At 45.8% G+C, this 19369-nt stretch carries 14 protein-coding genes; 9 read left to right on the top strand and 5 right to left on the bottom strand.

Annotated elements, in window-relative coordinates; translation table 11 throughout:
• Positions 1-191: 191 nt before the first annotated feature.
• Positions 192-1301, bottom strand: a complete 1110-nt coding sequence (locus C7475_RS14660; RefSeq protein ID WP_110054144.1) for a suppressor of fused domain protein — start codon at positions 1299-1301, stop codon at positions 192-194.
• A 218-nt stretch (positions 1302-1519) separates the two neighbouring features.
• Between C7475_RS14660 and C7475_RS14655 the strand changes: the two genes are divergently transcribed.
• Positions 1520-2899 carry a DEAD/DEAH box helicase gene (locus C7475_RS14655; protein ID WP_110054143.1) on the top strand — a complete coding sequence of 460 codons (1380 nt, stop codon included), beginning with the start codon at positions 1520-1522 and terminating at the stop codon, positions 2897-2899.
• Positions 2900-2973: 74 nt separating this feature from the next.
• Here the strand turns inward: C7475_RS14655 and C7475_RS14650 are convergent, their stop codons facing one another.
• The gene (locus tag C7475_RS14650; protein ID WP_110054142.1) at positions 2974-3705 is read right to left on the bottom strand and encodes a DUF481 domain-containing protein; all 732 of its coding nucleotides are present in this window, start codon (positions 3703-3705) and stop codon (positions 2974-2976) included.
• A 22-nt stretch (positions 3706-3727) separates the two neighbouring features.
• Complete coding sequence (locus C7475_RS14645) at positions 3728-4738, bottom strand: App1 family protein (RefSeq protein WP_110054141.1); 1011 nt, start codon at positions 4736-4738, stop codon at positions 3728-3730.
• 50 nt (positions 4739-4788) lie between these two features.
• On the opposite strand from C7475_RS14645, the gene C7475_RS14640 reads away from it, so the two are divergent.
• From C7475_RS14640 to C7475_RS14630, 3 genes are all read left to right on the top strand, one after another.
• On the top strand, positions 4789-5697 hold the full coding sequence (locus C7475_RS14640; RefSeq protein WP_110054140.1) for a diacylglycerol kinase family protein: 909 nt from the start codon (positions 4789-4791) through the stop codon (positions 5695-5697).
• A gap of 155 nt (positions 5698-5852) precedes the next feature.
• Positions 5853-8303, top strand: a complete 2451-nt coding sequence (locus C7475_RS14635) for a prolyl oligopeptidase family serine peptidase (RefSeq protein ID WP_110054619.1) — start codon at positions 5853-5855, stop codon at positions 8301-8303.
• Between the two features lie 292 nt (positions 8304-8595).
• A complete protein-coding gene (locus C7475_RS14630; RefSeq protein ID WP_110054139.1) occupies positions 8596-9300 on the top strand; it encodes a DUF4397 domain-containing protein in 705 nt (234 codons plus the stop codon).
• 71 nt (positions 9301-9371) lie between these two features.
• Here C7475_RS14630 and C7475_RS14625 read toward each other — a convergent pair whose 3' ends face one another.
• Together C7475_RS14625 and C7475_RS14620 are read right to left on the bottom strand one after the other, a co-directional pair.
• On the bottom strand, positions 9372-10136 hold the full coding sequence (locus C7475_RS14625) for a hypothetical protein (RefSeq protein WP_146217554.1): 765 nt from the start codon (positions 10134-10136) through the stop codon (positions 9372-9374).
• A 394-nt stretch (positions 10137-10530) separates the two neighbouring features.
• Positions 10531-11298, bottom strand: a complete 768-nt coding sequence (locus C7475_RS14620) for a DUF1080 domain-containing protein (protein WP_110054137.1) — start codon at positions 11296-11298, stop codon at positions 10531-10533.
• Positions 11299-11565: 267 nt separating this feature from the next.
• On the opposite strand from C7475_RS14620, the gene C7475_RS14615 reads away from it, so the two are divergent.
• The 5 genes from C7475_RS14615 to C7475_RS14595 are packed head-to-tail and all read left to right on the top strand — an operon-like array spanning position 11566 to position 19299.
• Positions 11566-12198 carry a hypothetical protein gene (locus C7475_RS14615; RefSeq protein WP_110054136.1) on the top strand — a complete coding sequence of 211 codons (633 nt, stop codon included), beginning with the start codon at positions 11566-11568 and terminating at the stop codon, positions 12196-12198.
• Between the two features lie 3 nt (positions 12199-12201).
• Positions 12202-13353 (top strand): AAA family ATPase, encoded by a 1152-nt coding sequence (locus C7475_RS14610; RefSeq protein WP_110054135.1) that lies wholly within the window; start codon positions 12202-12204, stop codon positions 13351-13353.
• Complete coding sequence (locus C7475_RS14605) at positions 13350-14054, top strand: hypothetical protein (protein ID WP_110054134.1); 705 nt, start codon at positions 13350-13352, stop codon at positions 14052-14054. The genes C7475_RS14610 and C7475_RS14605 overlap by 4 nt, the downstream gene beginning before the upstream one ends.
• Positions 14055-16508 (top strand): hypothetical protein, encoded by a 2454-nt coding sequence (locus C7475_RS14600; RefSeq protein WP_110054133.1) that lies wholly within the window; start codon positions 14055-14057, stop codon positions 16506-16508.
• The gene (locus tag C7475_RS14595; protein ID WP_110054132.1) at positions 16486-19299 is read left to right on the top strand and encodes a hypothetical protein; all 2814 of its coding nucleotides are present in this window, start codon (positions 16486-16488) and stop codon (positions 19297-19299) included. Before C7475_RS14600 ends, C7475_RS14595 begins: the two co-directional genes overlap by 23 nt.
• Positions 19300-19369 lie beyond the last annotated feature (70 nt).

Genomic DNA, 19369 nt, shown 5'->3' with positions numbered 1-19369 from the left:
AAATTTGTTGATATACATTTTTGTTCGCATTTCCCTGTACAGTGCAGGCCATATTATGACCCTGTTAATAGTCATGCGTAGTCATATGTAAAGGTTCCCGTTGTCTTTCTCTGCATCTCAATAAACCGGCAGATGTTTAGCCGGTGTACAACCAGGATTTAATGCTTATTCAACAATTGTTGAAAATACAATTATACGATAGCTTTTCTTTTTCTCACAATATGTGTGATATCTCCTTCTATCATCTTTTCCAGTAATTCATATCCGCCATTCGGCCGGCGATGTGCAAATTCACGTTCACTCAAGGTCACCGGGCTTGTCCAGAAAAGGTTCACCTTATCGCCGTACATTTCCGGTAACTCTATACCATTGCCATTATACAGTGCAGCCGACAATACAATGCTTTCAAAAGGCGCGGGCAGTTTCCCCGAACCGATGGTATGCCCCTCTCCCAGCCAGCTGATATGTCGCCACGGAATATCTACCATGGCAGAAATACCCTCTGCCATTTTGGTGATCTCCTCCTCTGTGTAATCATCCTTGCTTACAGCAAGGGCAATTTCCATTCTTCTGTACGCCGATGCATTGTCATTGTAGAGATAGGATACCCACGGCATTGGCCGGATGCTCACTCCCATGCTCAAAAAATAAACCACATTATCTTTCTCGAACTTGCCAAGCGCCATTGGAGGCCACTGGTTATTATCTATCGCAAAATATTGTTGCATCTTTCCGAAATGCTGTTCGTAAGCTGCAATGAATTGCTCCTGTATCACCGGCCACTGTGGCGTTTCGGTACTATCCCATTGTTGCCTGAACTGCACAGCTTCCGCTACGCGGTTATGCTGATCGTTCTGACCTGGTAAACCCAGCGGAAAGACGAGTGCATCGCCGTCCGCATGAATACAATCTGCCGCATAAGCAACAGGTTCTTCGGTATAGAGGCTCCAGCCTGGTATAACGCCCAGTGTTTCTCCGTCGTACAGCACAGCTGCCCCATCTTCTTCAGGCATCCACACTATAGATAATAATTCTGCTTTCAAAGGAGCTTTTCCTTCAGGATGATTACAGAGATGTGCTTCCAGCATTGGGGCATCCCCATTTTCCATCGCAGCACTGTCCCGTTGGGACGGCGCCGGCTTTAAATTACGCAGCCAGCAGGCGCGCATACGATATTTCTTACTCTGCAATTCAGCAGGATAAAGATAAAAATAAACTGTCCGTTCGTCCTGTTCCACCACCGCATGCATTGTGTAACGGCTGTTGGTCTGTTCTATCAATACTATTGGTCCGTTGCTCATAGCATGCAAGATAATTACTTATCATTAAACAAATACCCTAATATCATTTATTTAGTGTACCTTCGCGTCACTTTTATTCTCTTCCTCACCTGCTTTTGCAGTTACCCTTCAAAACATTGTGTTGGTTTGCGAGTAAGGCGGGTAAAGTATCAACAACATCACCGGACCAGTTCCACTGTTGATAGCCTTACCATATTGATCATCAAAAATTAAAGATTTTGTCATTTGAACAGTTAAGGCTCATAGAGCCCTTGCTGAAGGCCTTGGAGCACGAAGGTTATTCTACTCCGACGCCCATTCAGCAACAAGCTATCCCCTTTGTACTTGATAGAAAGGATCTACTGGGTTGCGCCCAGACCGGTACCGGTAAAACAGCCGCTTTTGCGATACCCCTGTTACAATTAATGCATGAAGACCAACAGGCTTCACGCAAAGGACCCCGCAATATTAAAGCGCTCATATTAACACCCACCCGCGAACTGGCAATACAGATCCAGGAAAGTTTCACTGCCTACGGCAGGTTCCTTGACCTGAAAAGCCTTGTTATTTTCGGTGGCGTATCACAGCATCCGCAAACAGAAGCACTGAGAAGAGGTGTTGATATTCTCATTGCCACCCCAGGCCGTTTGCTTGATCTGATCAGCCAGAATTATATCACGCTGAGAGATATCAAATACTTCATCCTGGATGAAGCAGACAGAATGCTGGATATGGGATTTGTACATGACGTAAAACGCGTTATCATCAAATTGCCTGAACAACGTCAAACCTTGTTCTTCTCCGCTACCATGCCTCCGGAAATACAGACCCTGGCAAACGCCATTCTGCGCAATCCAGCTAAAGTGGAAGTTACACCTGTATCTTCTACAGCAGAGACCATCACACAATCCATGTACTTCGTGAATAAAAACGATAAACGCAATTTGCTGTTACACATCCTGAAGGATAAATCCATCAAAACCGCGCTCGTTTTCACACGTACCAAACATGGCGCCGATAAGGTGGTTAAAGATCTGGTTAAAGCAGAGATCACAGCAGAGGCCATTCACGGTAACAAATCACAGAATGCCCGTCAACGTGCATTGACCAACTTCAAGTCACAACAGACAAGAGTACTGGTAGCTACAGATATCGCCGCAAGAGGTATCGATATCGACGAGCTGACGCACGTGATCAACTACGAATTACCGAACGTACCTGAAACATACGTACACCGTATCGGCCGTACAGGCCGCGCAGGTGCAAAAGGTCTCGCCATATCTTTCTGTGAAGGTGAAGAAAAAGCTTTCCTGAAAGATATCCTGAAGCTTATTGCACGCGAAATTCCCGTAGTAACAGAGCATCCTTTCCATAATGGAGACAGCATGTCGGCTCCTATACAGCGCCCCGCAGTACAGAAGCCCAAACAGCATCCCCGCGATCAGAAAGGAGGTTTCTCCCGCAATCGCCAGGGACTTGTATCCCCGCGCCAGTCAAAAGGCAATGGTGGTGGCAGTGGTAAATCCAACGGTAATGGTAACGGCAACGGCCAGTCACGCCACGGTCAGGGACAGCAGCAACGCAGCGGTCAGCAACGTGAAAGATCAACATCCAGATAATCGGATGTTTTAAATAACATAAAGCCCGGCCTGTATGACAGACCGGGCTTTTTTATATCCGAAACTATCAAAATTCAGAAATACTTCTCAACCGTCAGCCCATAGTTAAACAATAGGTTTTCCCGCCCTGTTCTGTTTAATTTATTATAAGTCATTGTTGCCGTAATACTCAACCATTTCCTTAACAAAATGGAGAGATTGGACGTAGAACGGATATTATAATCCCCGCCATGAATAATGGAATTTTGCAGAAAATGTGTACCGTCAATAACTACAATGTCATTTATCACAAATCTGTACGACAGTCTGAGCGAATTTCTGACCGTTTGATATACATCCGGGATCGTATCCTTCAGAAAAAGATCACTGTTCTCAAACAGCAAACCATCACTGAGCGAAAGATAAGCAGTCTTCCTGTCCAGAAAATTATATGCTATTCCTCCCCCACCCTGAAAACGGTCATTAATCTTTAGTGAATAACTTTTATCATAGTTGGCCAATCCCCAGTAATAGATCTTCCTTACTCCTCTGAACAGGCTAAAATCCATCGATGTAGTAAAATCGTTGTTAGTCTTCACACTATCCTGTTCACCATATATCCACCCGCCCGTAGCATTTAATGCGATCTTCTTCTTGCTGACGCCTATTTTGAAATTGTTATTCAGCAGGTATGATCTGCCATCCTGTGTTCTGTTGATAGAACCAGTAGACGAGAACTTACCATAATAATGAACAGAATCACTAAATTGCCCCTGTGCCGTGTTATAACATACGATAGACAGTAATAAAATAAAAATACACTTCATAATAACAGACGTTCGTTTAAGTTCACACGATCAATCCTAACTCTTTTGAATGAGCAATTGCCTCACTGCTATGCTTGAAATAACAGCAGGGAATACCTCTCCCCGTAATCACATCCACAACCTCCTGTGTGGCCGCGTAACGGCTGTTCCTGACATGCCGCAGATAAACAGCGATGATCTGTGAAGTAAAATGTTTGGTGATAGCCTCGTAAATATGCGGGTCCTGTTGCGAATCATCTCCCAGCAGAATAAATCGCATATGCGGGTAATGTTTTAATATACGGGTGATCCTCGGGAACTTGGTACCGTGTTTCTGTTGCCCGCTCTTCAGCAGCAGATGCAACGGTTTCAGCTGATTTAAAAGAAAAACCCCTTCGGGTAATCCATTCATACGACAGAACTCACGAATATATGCATACAGGTTCCATTCACTGCTGGACACGTAAAAGAACGGCCTGGGAAGGCGGTCTTTATTAGTAACATCACTTAATAGCTGATAGTGATTTACCACACCTTCAAAAGGCTTACGGGTATGCGCGTTGCGGGTGAACAATACATGCAGTCTTTTCAGAAAGGATGCAGAATGTGATACCAGGAAAGTATCATCAATATCTGAAATACATCCGAATTGGCTGCGATGTGGAATTATCACTACACCAACAGCCCGTGTCACAGGGCTTTCCTCTACATTCTTGATCATTACTTCCACCACATGGTCTCCCGGTTCAGGCATTGTTTCCGGAACCCATTGCATATGAAAAAAGCCATCAGATTCGGTAACTGCGCTCACCGTCTTTCCCTCCCATATCAGCTCTACTTTCGCCCCTTCCCTGGGCTTCACCATGAATAAACGCAGCAGGGCCATCATATTGAACAATGGAAAGCGGCTGTAGTGCATACGTGGTGCAGGCCCACGGTCCAGTACATGACCAAATATTTCCAGCTGTTCCACCCCGCCTATACCGTGGTAAATTTTAATATGAGTTCTCCCCTCCAAACCCAGCCAATGTAGAATTTTGTTCCATACAGACATTCAGGCGCTTATTTTGCAATGAACAGAAAGTATTAATTACAGCTAAGCACATGGCGCAACAATCACCTATGCGGCTCAAGCTTCTTTTTGTGATCAATCCTGTTTCAGGCGGCAAAAAGAAGGCCGATCCTGAAACATTTATTAAAAATTATTTCCTTGAACGAAAGGAAGAGGTACACTTTTTCCTGTTAGACAAGCCACAGCTGTCACTTTCAGACGCTATCAAAAAAATAGCTCCCGACTGTGTAATTGCCGTTGGCGGTGATGGAACCGTTAAGATGGTCGCAGAACAGTTATTGAAGGGGAATATTCCGATGGCCATCCTGCCTACGGGTTCTGCAAACGGCATGGCTACTGAATTGTGTATTCCGGCTGACTGGGAACAGGTAATGGCGCTCATTACCAATCAACATCCTTCTGAAGTAATGGATATCGATCTGATACAGGTAAATGGCCAGGTTTGCATCCATCTTGGTGATGTCGGTTTGAATGCACTACTTGTAAAGAATTTCGAACAGAGAGGCATACGAGGCAAACTTGGATATGCCCTCTCGAGTTTCAAAACATTATGGCAGAATAAACGGTTAGAAGTAAAAATAGCGAACAAGGATATGCATCTTGTCCGCTATGCACATATGATCGTACTGGCTAATGCACGTATGTATGGTACAGGCGCCTGTATTAATCCTGATGGTAATCTTACAGACGGCCTGTTCGAAGTGGTGATCTTAAAAAGGTTATCTATTGCCGAATTGCTGAAGATGTTATTCCGGCACCGCCCGTTCGATCCCACAAAAACAGAGATCCTCCAGGCCAGCCAGGTGACCATCATCACCCGGAAGCGGGCACATTTCCAGTTAGACGGCGAGTATCTGGGTAAAACCAAACTGGTATCTGCCAGCATATTACCCCGGGCGCTGAAAGTGATCGTCCCTGCTCCTGCCGAAGAAGAGCGTTAAAATCATATCAGGCATTAAATGAAAACTATCAGCCGTAATCCTTCACGGACGCACGTCTTGGGGTCCGGATACCACTCTTCCCGGTTCGTTTCCACCGGTCAACATATTTGTGTAATTGTAATCCCTGCTTTATATTTTGTACACAAATGATTTTTATGCGGACAATTCTATTTCTCCTGGCCCTTTTTTTACCAGGAATTGGCCTTTTTGCCCAACAAACCTATGTATTTAAGGATGGACTTATCAGCGGCCCCTGCCATCAGTATGGCCGGACTGCATTGTTTACAGACCAGCTGGCCTGGGAACTTTGTAACGGTCAGCTGAAAACGCCGGTTAAAGGTGCTAACTCTTTCCCTGACGACAAAGGCGAACAACAGCAATGGCAGGACATCAGCCTTAATACTGAAGGATCTTTTGCAGGTCGTGTGATCAACAATGGTTATCTGTACGTTTCTTACAATGCGCCAAAAGCACAAACAGCGATCCTCAATGTTACCGGTCACCAGATGGTGTACGTAAACGGTACTCCGCACGCGGGTGATATGTACCGCTATGGCTGGATGTATATTCCCGTACAATTACGCCAGGGAAATAATGAATTCTATATCCGCACCGGTCGCAGTTTCGGCAGACAGGGCATTAAAGCGAAACTCCTGTTTCCTGAAAAACCTGTTTATATCAGTGTCGCAGATTCTACAATGCCTTTCGTTGTAGCAGGCAATAATAACAGTGACCTCTGGGGAGCGGTAGTGGTTGTCAATACTTCTGCACAGGCACTGAAGAATATGCAGATACAGGCTACTGTAAATGGTAAAACAGTAACCACCAGCATTCCGGAAATAGCAGCCCTCACTACCCGCAAGGTTGGTTTTAAGCTTGATGCTTCCGGTAGCGCAAACGGAGCTTACAACTGCACACTGGTATTAAATAACCAGAAAGCAACTATCGACAGTAAGACCTTCGCACTCAAAGCTGTGACCAACAAAGATCATTATAGCAATACTTTCGTTAGTGATATAGACGGCAGTGTACAATACTATGCTGTATCACCACAGGCTAATCCTACAGGTACCCCCCCTGCCCTTTTTCTCTCCGTACATGGTGCGGAAGTACAGGCAATCAATCAGGCAAGCGCCTACAGATATAAAGACTGGGGCGTACTGGTTGCACCTACGAACCGCCGTCCCCGTGGCTTTAACTGGGAAGACTGGGGCCGCCTCGATGCACTGGAAGTATTGAACATCGGTATCAACAGTTTCCATCCCGACCCTGAAAGGATCTACCTCACAGGTCACTCCATGGGCGGACATGGCACATGGTACCTGGGTGCTACTTATGCCGGTAAATGGGCCGCTATTGCCCCTTGCTCCGGCTATCCGACCCTGATGGGATACGGTTCAGCTGACGGGCTTATACCGGACTCTCCACGCAATAGTACCGAAGAGGTATTATTAAGGGCCAGTAATCCAAGTAACACCTTTAAACTGGCTACTAACTATAAAGCCGGTGGTGTTTATATCCTGCATGGCGACAGTGACCGCGTTGTTTCTGTCAACTATGCAAGACAAATGAAAAAGATCCTGGCTGAATTCCATAAAGATTACAGCTACTACGAATATCCTGGTGGTGAGCACTGGTATGGCGATACATGCGTTGACTGGGGTCCTCTGTTTCAATACTTCAAATGGCACACCATCCCTGCAGATACCAGCGTGAATGAAATTGATTTCACTACCGCCAATCCTGCTATCTCCGCTGTACATCACTGGGTGCGCATCTTACAGCAAACACATTCACTGGAATACAGCCGTGTACAGCTCAGCAGGAACAAATCCCGCAATACTGTCACCGGTACCACTTCCAATATACAGACACTGGCTATTGATCTGACAGATGTACCTGTAGGTAGTACCCTCAGTGTTGCATTGGATGGAAAACCTGCAGTGACCTATAGCCGCAAAGCCGGAGATAGCTTGTTATACCTGCACAACGGAGCACAATGGACAGCCGGTGTTGCACCTGCGGTAACAGATAAAGGCGCTGTGCGGAACGGTACGTTCAAAGAAGCATTCAATCACCGCATGGTGTTTGTTTACAGCACCGGCGGACAGCCAGCTGAAAATGAATGGTCATTAAATAAAGCGCGTTATGATGCAGAAACCTGGTACTACAGAGGTAACGGTGCTGTAGATATTATTGCAGACAAAGATTTTGATGCAACAAAATATCCTGACCGTGGTATCATTATTTACGGTAACGCAACTACGAATAAAGCCTGGAAACAATTGTTGCAAAATTCGCCTGTGCAGGTAACACGTGGTAAGGTTACTGTTGGTAAGCAGGAATATTCGGGCGAAGGTTTGGCGGCGTATTTCATGTGGCCAAGAGCCGACAGTAAAACCGCGTCCATTGCTGTGATAGCCGGATCTGGTTTACCCGGTATGCGTGCCGCAGATGCTAACCAATACTTTGCCGGTGGCAGTGGTTTCCCTGATTATATGATCTTTAATGTTGACCTGCTGAAAGGAAATACCGCAGCAGTGAAAACAGCTGGCTTCTATAATAATGAATGGAAACTTGATGAAAAAGAGATGATCAGAAACTAAGAATAAGAGTAACGCACAATAAACAGAAATGCCGCGATGATTATCGCGGCATTTCTGTTTATTAAAGGACTGAATGAGGAAATACTGCACCAGACAGCAGATACGGCGATTTATTTGGTTGAACATATATACATATTTTGAGGAAGAGTGAGCATACACATGACTACAAGATGTGTAAAATTGCCCATAATCACTACACAGAATGCACAATGCAGCTCATGCATACCGTTCATGGCACAGTTTATGTTTTTATAGGAGATAAATTATTCTTCATTTTAAAAGCTCCAGAATTATGACACCTCTGAATTATGCCAGCAAGGGTCTTTTAGCCATTGTAGCCCTGACAGGTTTGTTTACCTTTTCATCATGCAGTAAAGACGATGATGATCCGACTGTTGACCCCGATGCAACTGTCAAGATTGTGAATGTTTTAGCTGATGCAGGCAGCGTTGATGTATTCAATGGATCAAGCAAACTAAATTCTTCTGCTATTGCATACGGGGAATCTACAGGGTATCTAAATGTAGCAGATGGCGATGCCACGTTTGATTTTAAATCTTCAGTAACAGGCAACACTGTATTATCTGCTCCTGTAAAATTCAAGGATGGTAGTTACTCACTATTCGCTACCGGCGAAACAGATGGTAACACAACTGTTGGTATCCTTACGGAAGACGATCTCGGTGCGCCGGCATCAGGTATGGCGAAGATCCGTTTTGTGCATGCTGCAAGTAATGCGCCCTCAGTAAACTTCCTCGTAAATGATAGTTTACTGCAAACGGGTACCGCTTACAAATCAGCGACTGAATTCAAACAAATGGCTGCAGGTACCTACACGGTAAAACTGAACAACGCCACCAGTGGAGAAACAGCCATCAGCCGCAATGATGTGGTGCTTGAAGCAGGTAAGATATATACTGTTGTAGCACAGGGATTACTCAATCCAACACCTGTTGTTGAACAACCATTCGCATTAAACATAATGGCGAATAACTAATCATACACACCTGCATAAAAAAAGAAACCCGCCTCGTTTGAGACGGGTTTTTCTTTTTTTATATGCATGGTTTATTGCAGATCTATCTGGAAGTTCTTGCCAGAGATAACCAGTACGGCTTTCCTGTTACCCTGGAAAGTGATAGTACCTTGATATTTGAAAGTATTACCTTTCAGATCAGTACCTGAAATCTCTACAGATGCAGTACCTGAAACTATCTGAAGCGTTTCCTTGCTTACTTTGATATCACTTGCTAAATAGTGAATAGTGCTGTTGAAAGAAGGAACGTCAGCAGATTTTGATTCAAACTCACCTACTCTGTCGTAAGCCTGGTTAAATATCCAGTTAGCGCTGTTAGCATCCAGACCACTCAGTTTATAAAGAGCGCTGGAAGTATCTGCACTGGCAAATTTGTCAGTTGCAAAGCTGGTTTTACCATTAAAAGTGAAACTGAATTCTGTTGGCACCTCCTGAGCACATGCCAGGGAACTGCTCCAGTGAATGTCAAAGCTGAAAGAAATACCGTTAGCTTCATTGGAAGCTTTGAAATTATTTTCTTTGGTTTGGCCACAGAAGTCACTCAGTTTTCCTCCTTCAGCTTTTCTTGCTTCCAAAGCAACCACTGCCTGTACTGATTGACCAATCTGGGCAGAGATACCACCCGGACCAGCAACAGATTGTGTAATTACAGTAGCCGCCTGCTCCTGGGATACGCTTGATTTGTTTTCGTTATCATCCTTAGAACAGGAAGAAACACCGAAAGAAATACCGGCAGCCACCAATAGCAATAACAGCGTAGATTTGCTACGAGCAAAAGAGAGACATGGTCTTCTCATAGAATAAGAGATTTTAAATTTGATTAGTGATATAGTGATTAATGCTTGTTTACGAATTCACATGGATTTTGATCTTGGCCACTCACAAATCTGATGTAATATAGATTTATTTCTTAATATAAATGGAGTTTTTATTATTCTATTGTACTCACTGTTTTACTTCTTCACAACTCATTGTTTTACAACAACGAAACATTATACGTCTATCTAAATCCCCCGTTCCTTATATAAGTAATCCTAACTTATTACGCATATAAAACGGATATTATCATGTAATAGTATACGCCACTCTCTGTCATGTTACAAAGCACGTTAACAGTATTCCACAAAAAAAATCAGGAACCTGATGCAACACAGCATCTGGTTCCTGATTCACATTGTTACGCTAAATTATTTACAGCTCTCTGATCCAGATATTTCTGAAACTCAATGGCTCACTCTTATCGCCGTGTGACTGTAGCTTGATAGGGCAGGCACCATGTGCCGCCGTATAAGACGCCTTTCCGATATACCTGGTAGGACCGGTCAATTCGGTGTTGTTCTGTACCAATACACCATTGAAGAAAACGGTCACCCTTGCAGGAGACTGCAGGGAACCATCGCTGTTGAAACGGGGAGCAGTCCATACGATATCATAAGTCTGCCACTCTCCTGGTTTGCGGTTTGCATTCACCAGCGGAGCAGTTTGTTTATAGATACTCGCTGCCTGACCATTCACGTATGTCTTGTTCTGGTAGTTGTCCAGGATCTGCAGTTCATAACCATCATCTCCTTTTCCTGTAGAAGCGAGGAACAGACCACTGTTACCCCTGCCCTGTCCTGTGCCGGTAATATTCTTAGGTATACGCCACTCAATATGTAACTGGTAGTTGGTGAACGATCTCTTCGTTTGGATATTACCGGTGGATTTATCTACCGTAAATATACCTCCGGCTACTTTCCATTTTGCCGGTTCCTCGGAATTGCCAACGGATACCCACTGGTCCAGGCTTTTTCCATCAAACAGGATAATAGCATCAGAAGGTGCTTCTGTGCTTGCTTTTCCAGGTGTAACAACTGTGGGCACCGGTTCCCATACCTCCGTGTCTTCAGGCTTCGACTGCGCAAATAACGTGGCTGAAAGCACAACGGCTGCAGCCGTTGCAAACGTTTTCTTGTACATGATCACAATAATTTAATTCCCTAAGTTAAAAATAGATCCCACAAATAGCAATCCGGTCATCATTTTTAATTACATGACAATAGATTTGTATATATCCATCCCTGTAAGTATCTTAGAGTTACGATTCAAAATATGTTGGGGAATTATTGTTCATGTTGACCTCTTTGGGACAAACCGGCAACATGTGATTGCCTTTACCGCACACATAAATCCTTTGACAAAATGAAAACCGCAACCTGATTAGTACGCAAGCCAACGTATTGAAGAATGACACTGACAGAATTTATATCATCATTGATCAACAAAGGAGATGTAACAGTAGCCCCCGCTATTGTTCCGTTTGACCCTGAAGATCTCCGTATAGCCGGAATACATCTGAAACAATATTACGACGATGATAGTACGGAAATGCCGGGACAGGTGCCCTCATATGACCCTGCTGCCGCCCTCTGGGCCGCTGTTTACCTCTACCGCGCTATCCAGTTCATTCAGATACGGCGGCTGGGAGAAACAGAAATAAAGGCGCATTTGCAGCCGTTTACCGGTGCACGGACACCGGCTGCAGCTTATTCAGCAGACCTGATACTTCGTTACTTGCCCGGTCTTTTCCTGCTGGCAAAAGGGCTGTCTCCGGAAGATCCACTGGTAAAAGAACTGGGGACCATGGCGGCTCAATGGCCTTTATCTATCGCCGGCAGCAAGGATATTGTACCAGATGATCTTTCCCTGATACTACAACATCCGTCGCTGAAAATGGCATATATAGACCGGATCATCCACGCAAGGGATATCCGCAAATGTACCCACCCCGCATGTTTACCCCTCGTGCAGGAAGCACTGGGCACACATGCCGCTATACTCTGGCCCGAATTTGAAATTGACCTTACTGCACATATATAAATCATGGAACCTATTACCTTTGAATCCCCGCTGGTAGACAAACTGAATAATGTTCTGCAGCAACTGAAACATACTTTTGTCGGCAAAGATGATATCATCGATCTGATGGGCATCTGCCTTGCAGGCCGCGAGAATATTTTCCTGTTCGGCCCTCCCGGTACTGCTAAAAGTGCCATGGTACGTGAACTGGCCCGCCAGCTGGATGTAAAGACCTTCGAGTACCTCCTGACCCGCTTTACAGAGCCCAATGAACTTTTCGGTCCTTTCGACATCCGTAAGCTGCGCGATGGCGACCTCGTTACCAATACGGAAGGGATGTTGCCTGAAGCTTCTCTTGTGTTCCTGGATGAATTGCTGAACGCCAACAGTGCCATCCTTAATAGCCTGCTGATGGCCCTCAATGAAAAGATCTTCCGCAGAGGTAAAGAGACTAAACACCTGCCTGCACTGATCTTCATTGGCGCCAGTAACCACCTTCCGGAAGATGAGGCGCTCCAGGCCCTGTTTGACAGGTTCCTGATCAGGGTACGTTGTGAGAACGTAGATCCAGCGCTGTTGGAGAATGTACTGCAGGCCGGCTGGGGACTGGAACAACAACACGTCAGCACACAAAACAGTATTCCCGCAGAAGATCTCCGCGAGCTGCAACAACTGAATACAACGACAGACCTGACTGGTATCAGATCAGAATATATTGAGCTGATAGAACAACTGCGCAACGCAGGCGTGCAGATCTCCGACAGGCGCGCAGTCAAACTGCAACGCCTCATCGCGGCAAGCGCAATGCTCTGCAAACGCAAAACCGCCATTATTTCCGACCTCTGGGTATTACGTTATATATGGGATACGGAAGAACAGATAGAGATCATTGCCGGCATTGTCAATGCTTCCATACAGAAAGCGGTGGCACATCCACTGGAACATCCACGTGCCAACAACAGCGGTGTTCCTGATCCTGAAGCCATCTATCGTGATGTACAACAACTCCATGAACAATGGGATGATCCGGATACACCGGCCTCTGTTCGCGCACTGATCAAAGACCGCCTGCGTAGCCTCAACAGCCGTTGCGAATGGATCAGTAATACCACCCAGCGTGATTATGTATTACAACCCATAGATGCCCTCTGGAAGAAAATAATGCAATCTGCATGAAAGAAATGATCATCGTACTCTCCATGGCCGATATCTTAGCCCTGGGTAGTATACGTACCTGGCCGGGCCTGCGGGTGGCAATAGCCGGAGATGATATCTGGGTAAGAGGTATACCGCCTGATACAACACAGGTACAGCTCCGTAACTTGCCGGCAAAAAGGACCTTCCTGGCAGATATGCAGGAACGTTTATTCCTGCCTGGAAAACATACACCACACGACACGCTCAAAAAGATGTCATGGGAAGCTATTGTCACTTTTATAAAAGTGGAGCTGCCGGTGTCTGCAATGCCTGCTACCCCAGACAGCAAATATGCTGTGAAACTATCGCCAGTTGCCCATACAGCAGAACCCTTTGCGATACTCACAACATTGCAGCACTTGAAAACATATGCTGATACAGCACCGCTTATCCGGTTACAAAGATTAAGCTTTGCCGTATGTGAAACCGGAGAGGTGCTGGTCATTGGTACGCCGCTGCCACCTGTACCAGGTAGTGTATTTACATTGCAGGACCATATCCTCTTACCTGCCGGATATGACTTTGATCCTCCTGCTATTGCGCAGTTCATTTCATCTGTTACAAAGACAGAGAGCGATACACTGCTTCTTTTTCATACTGATGGACAATGGGAGAAGATCCCCGGAACCTGTTTCGTACGCGCTTCCAGGAGCGCTATCCGTCTCACCAACACTTTTTAAATGGGCCAGATACAAGATACAGCTATAGTATATTTCAGGGCTGCAAAAAACTACTTCTGGCGATGGGCGGAAGAAGGGCAGGTGATTGAATGGACTGACGGCGGAGGAACGATCTGCTACAAAGAGGAATTGCTTATAGATCTTTTCCGGATAAAAAATCACCTTCCGCCATTGGGACCTTTTCTGCTTGTCATTGCATCGGGTAAAGCAAGTCCCGGCTCCGATATGATTGAAGCGTCTCTCCACAGGTATGTGGAATCACTGTATTCCGATCTGCTCGGCGGTAAAGGACCTTTTGAATATAGGGTAGAAAAGTACAAGATGGTCATCACCAACTTTCTTGACCTGCTTCGTCCGTTGCCCCGGGAGTATTGGAAGGGAACCCGAAGAGAATTGCTATTGAATACGCTTTTTGAATCTATCGAGACGTTCTTTCAGGGAGACACAGCAAAGGAAATGCTCAACATTCTTGATCGCGGTGCTTATGACTATGTGATAGCCCATGACAATTATAAAGACACAACTGCCCAGCTGGAGACCGATACCAGGATACTCACACAAATACTGCATCAATATCCCGACGCTGAGACCCTGCAAAATAAACTGAATACAATTGCTACGCCGATACCTCCGGCGCCCGCACCTGTAGACATACCTCCCGATCTTCCAAAACCTGCGCAAGGCGATGACCTGTTGCAAATACTGGCTGATGATAAACAAACAGCACATCTCGCATTGCTGACACAACGTCTCATCGCAGCGCTGCATCTGCCCATGCATACAAAAGGATATAGTGAGACTTTAGTGGGCGGCGTGTCCGACATTACCAATAAAGGTAACTTCGACCGGCTGCTGCTCAGTGAACTGGCACAGGAAGATGAAACGCTGATGGCAAGACTTGCCAATAATGAAGCACTCTATCTTCGCCGGGAAGAACTACCGGACGATGAACCCGGACAACGTTTTATACTGATCGATAAAAGCATCAAAACCTGGGGAACACCTCATATACTGGAAATGGCAGCAGCACTGGCATGCGCCATTGACAATAAGCAGAAAGCAGAGATATTATCTTTTGCATTACTGGGAGATACTTATGAACCGATCATACTATCTTCCAAAGAAGAGATCATTGCAGCGATGCAACGCTTATCACCTGTACTGCATAGTGGCGCAGCGTTGTCGGCCTTTACGAACGACTATTCCCTGAAAGGGCGTCAGGAATATTTTCTCATTACCGGCGATGATCTTTTCCTTACACCTGCCTTTCAACATGCTTTCGCAACACTGCGTAAAACTGACGGCTTCGTGATCACAGTAAATAGAGACGGTAGAATGCAGCTGTACAGATATACTGCCGGTCATCGCAAACTGTTAAGCACCGCGAAGATCAACCTGGAAATGCTTGTAGCCCCGAAATTGCGGCCACAGCCAGTCCAACAAAAGCTGGACTGGGCAAGCTTCCCGGCATTTTTGCAAACGGAATCTTTCCCGCTTTTTATTCCGCAACAGCTATCTAATCTTGCCGAGCGGCATAGTTATTCTGAAAAAGAAGCAGGCGGTCTTGCTATTACCAAACACAGGCAACTGTTATTCATGTGGCAACGTGGTAAAGGTGCTATTGAAATAACCGCAAACTTTCCCGACGCCCATCAATATTTCTTCGGTCTGGATAACGAGTTTTTCCATATCCTTTTCCAGGTCAAGGGTAGCGAACATCTGTCGCTCTGCCATTTCAACAGAAATACACATCGGCTTACATCTCAGAAAGTAAAGCACAATGCTTCGATTCCGGCAATAGGGCGCAAGAGCATCATACATGCGCCTTTTAAAGATGGCGCTTTCCTTACCTGTATCTCATCACCCTACACTATTGTATCCATAGATGTCCGTTCCGGAGTGATGAATTCAACCACAGGTCTCACACAGGAAATGCTAAAAAAGATGGATCAGGAAACAGGTATGAATCTCATGAGTACCCACTGGAAGTCCTATAATACGATCAATAGTATCAAGCGCCTGGAGATAACCCAGAATGGAACTATCATCGTTAATAAACATACGATAAGATTTCTCACAAATAGCGTAGAACTGTCCTACACAAATGACATAACGCTTCGTCGTAGCATGCATGATAAAAAAGAGCTCATCGAACTGCCCGACATCAAAAAAAACATTTCTAGGTATTGCTGGCCCGATGGCAGTGAAGTATGGTTTGATCAATACAGGCATATGTTGCACCTCCGTAGTTCCAATAAGCTCCTGGCAGAAGTGACGATCGTACTTGTTATCGGCCAACCCACCGGTTGCTGGGCATCTGATGGCGCCATTTGCGGCTCACCGTATTTCAGAGCAAGTGAAGACAAGGTCGTAGACGTATTGACCTTTCATGAAAAATATATAAAACCATTCATCGACATAATTCAACAACATGGAACTGCAGCTGTCATATGACCCGCAAATCAGGCACAGAACAAATGCTGCCTTCCTCCGTGGTAATTCCCCGGAACAATGGTTCCGTGAAATGAGCGACTGGCAGATATCCCTGAAAGGGCTGACCTGTTTCCTGTTACCCGAACACAAAAGCAGCATAACGCCCGGCGGACTGCTGGTCATCTTCCATGACCAGCTGCCTGCAAATGGAAAAATAAACCATCCTTATACCGCTATTAACGGGAATCTCTACATTCCGGTAAATGCAACGCTTACATCGGAACTTTCTGTTGCAGAAATGAAGGAATTGCTCATATGGGACCTCCAGGTATTCCATCCCGCAATAGGTTTTGTAGGTTTTAATGAAGATGATAAACTGCAACTAAGCCGTTTTCTTTCCGCCGGACAAGCCATCAAAAAAAACTGGGACCATGCACATCCCGGCATGCCTCCGCTGGCCTTATTGCAATCCATCAGTGTTGATATGCCTCCCGGTACAGACCTTGCAGGCCTGCTTAACAATGGTGAAACAATAAGACCACTATCTGAACTGCCAGGCAAGAAGCCCCGCACAAGCATGCTTTTTCGCATGCTTGATCTGTTCGTTAAACTACTGCTGCTTGTCATACTTGGTTTTGTAAGCATCCTCTCCCTGATCTGGCCCCACAGGTTCGTAAAAACCATTTCAGCAGAGGATACAGGTTTCGGCGCATCCACCGCAAATGGGAAGCCGGTAGCAATCGGAAAAGAAGGCTTCATAACAAGGCTCCGGAAATGGCTCGAAAGAAAAATAAAGGACCTTGATGAACGTAGACAAAGTGAATTGGACCGTCTCCTGAAAATGTTTGACAAAGACGGAGATGAAGCCCTGAAATATGCTATCCCGATTGGCGGCAGTGCCACACCGGGCAGAGGTGCTGCCCCGCAGTCAGATTCCCTTAGAAGACAGGACACCGATTTCAACCTCAGGAAATTGTATAGCAATGGTCCCGTTAGTACCTGGGTTGCTTCGGATGATTTCAGCATGCAGCTAGTCCAAAAATACGAACTGATGGCCCAAAAGGCGCTGGATCAGGGCGACTACAGGAAAACCGCTTACATCTATGCGCACCTGCTTGGAAATCTGCACAAGGCAGCAACCGTGCTGGAAGAGGGACAGTTCTACCATGAAGCAGCTGCACTGTACCGGAACAACCTCAATCTGCCAATAAGAGCTGCCGAATGTTTTGAGAAAGCCGGATTGCTGCTGGATGCTATCAGCATCTACAAAGAACTTGATAGATTTGAAAAGACAGGCGACTTATACAGACAACTATCACAAGACACTGCCGCGGAACAATATTTCCGGCTGGCAGTCCATGAGGCGGGTCTGCAGAATAATCACCTGGAGGCGGCCCGCATCCTGCAATACAAGTGTGGCAGAACTGAAGAAGCTGTAGATGTATTGCTGAAAGGCTGGCATCACGATAACAAAGCCGTCACCTGTCTGACACAATACTTCCAGCTTTCAAGAGTGTTGGATGAAAACAGCATCCCTGATAAAATACGCAGGATCTACGAGCAGGAAACCCCGGAAAATAAAAAGGACGGTCTGATAGAAGTTCTATTCAATGTCCGGTCGCTGATGCCCCCCGCTGCTCAACATACCATTACAGATGTGGTCTATGAAATTATCAGTCCGCAGATTGCTGCAGGTAATGAGCAAAAAATGGCTATCCTGAAAAAGCTGATACCTGACGACAAAGAGCTGCCTGCTGATATTTACCGCTATAGTGCCCGGCAAAACCAAGAGGAATCAGGGCCGGTCTCCGATATAAAGATCAGCTTCCAGCTGGAACAGCATATACAATGGCTGGCAGCCACCGTGATTAAAAAACAGCTCCTTTTTGCAGGAACGTACGGCAATACGCTATACGTGCTGCGAATGACGCCTCAGGGTGCGCAGAAATACTATTCCTGGCAATTACCGCATATGTCTGTGAAAGACATTAACGCCGAGCACCTCACCGCCTGGTTCTCTGAAAATGACGCTTCAAGGAGCGGAACCAAGCTCCTCCGTCTCATAAGCGACTCCAGAAGAATTGACTTAGGAAAATTGACGATCCGTTCAGAAAAGCCTTTCGGAGGAAAAGTCATCCTCGATACTACCGACTATCCGGCCGGTTATATGGCGGCAATGCTCGGGATGACCCTCGATGATCAGGCTAATCCTGTCATGGTCTATGTTGACCGGGAAACCAGTGCTGTGCTCATTAGCAATTCATTTGAAGGTAGCCTTCATTATTGCATAGATGATACGCGTGTACACATGCAGGTGCCAGGTAGTCCCGTACCGCTGCTGGGATCCGGAGGTTATTACTTCTCCAGGGCCGGAAAAATTTACATAGTGGGGCGGAAAGGAACTGGCCTTTCTATAGAACTTGGCGAGGAAATCAGGTATCTTACCGGCATTCAGGGTAACAACGGTCAAACGATGATGGCGGCGATCACGAAAGGATGCCTGATGGTCGTCAATTACAGAGATGATATTTATACACAGAAATTCGCTGATGATATTATTGTCAGGAGCGGGCAGTTCGTTTCCGGCAAATACCTGGTGATCGCGCCGCTTAGTCACTCGACAGCTATTGTGTACGACGTGACTAAACCGCTGGAACCGGTATTAAAAACACACATCAGAACTGCTGCGCCCGTATTATATATACTCCCTACCGGCGAACCGGGCGAAGTAGTGCTCGTGGACGAAAAAGGCAGGATTTCAGTACATCAGCTTGATGAAAAAGAGCAGCCCGCCGATTTAGGGAATTCTTAACAGTCAGGCCCGCAAAAATGATCTTTATCCGGCGTTTGTGGCGTAAATTTGTAATAGCTGACTATGTCCA

This window comes from Chitinophaga sp. S165 (genome assembly GCF_003182155.1).
Lineage (GTDB): Bacteria > Bacteroidota > Bacteroidia > Chitinophagales > Chitinophagaceae > Chitinophaga.
The sequence above is the reverse complement of the archived record's forward strand: the minus strand, read 5'-3'. Positions and strand labels throughout refer to the sequence as shown.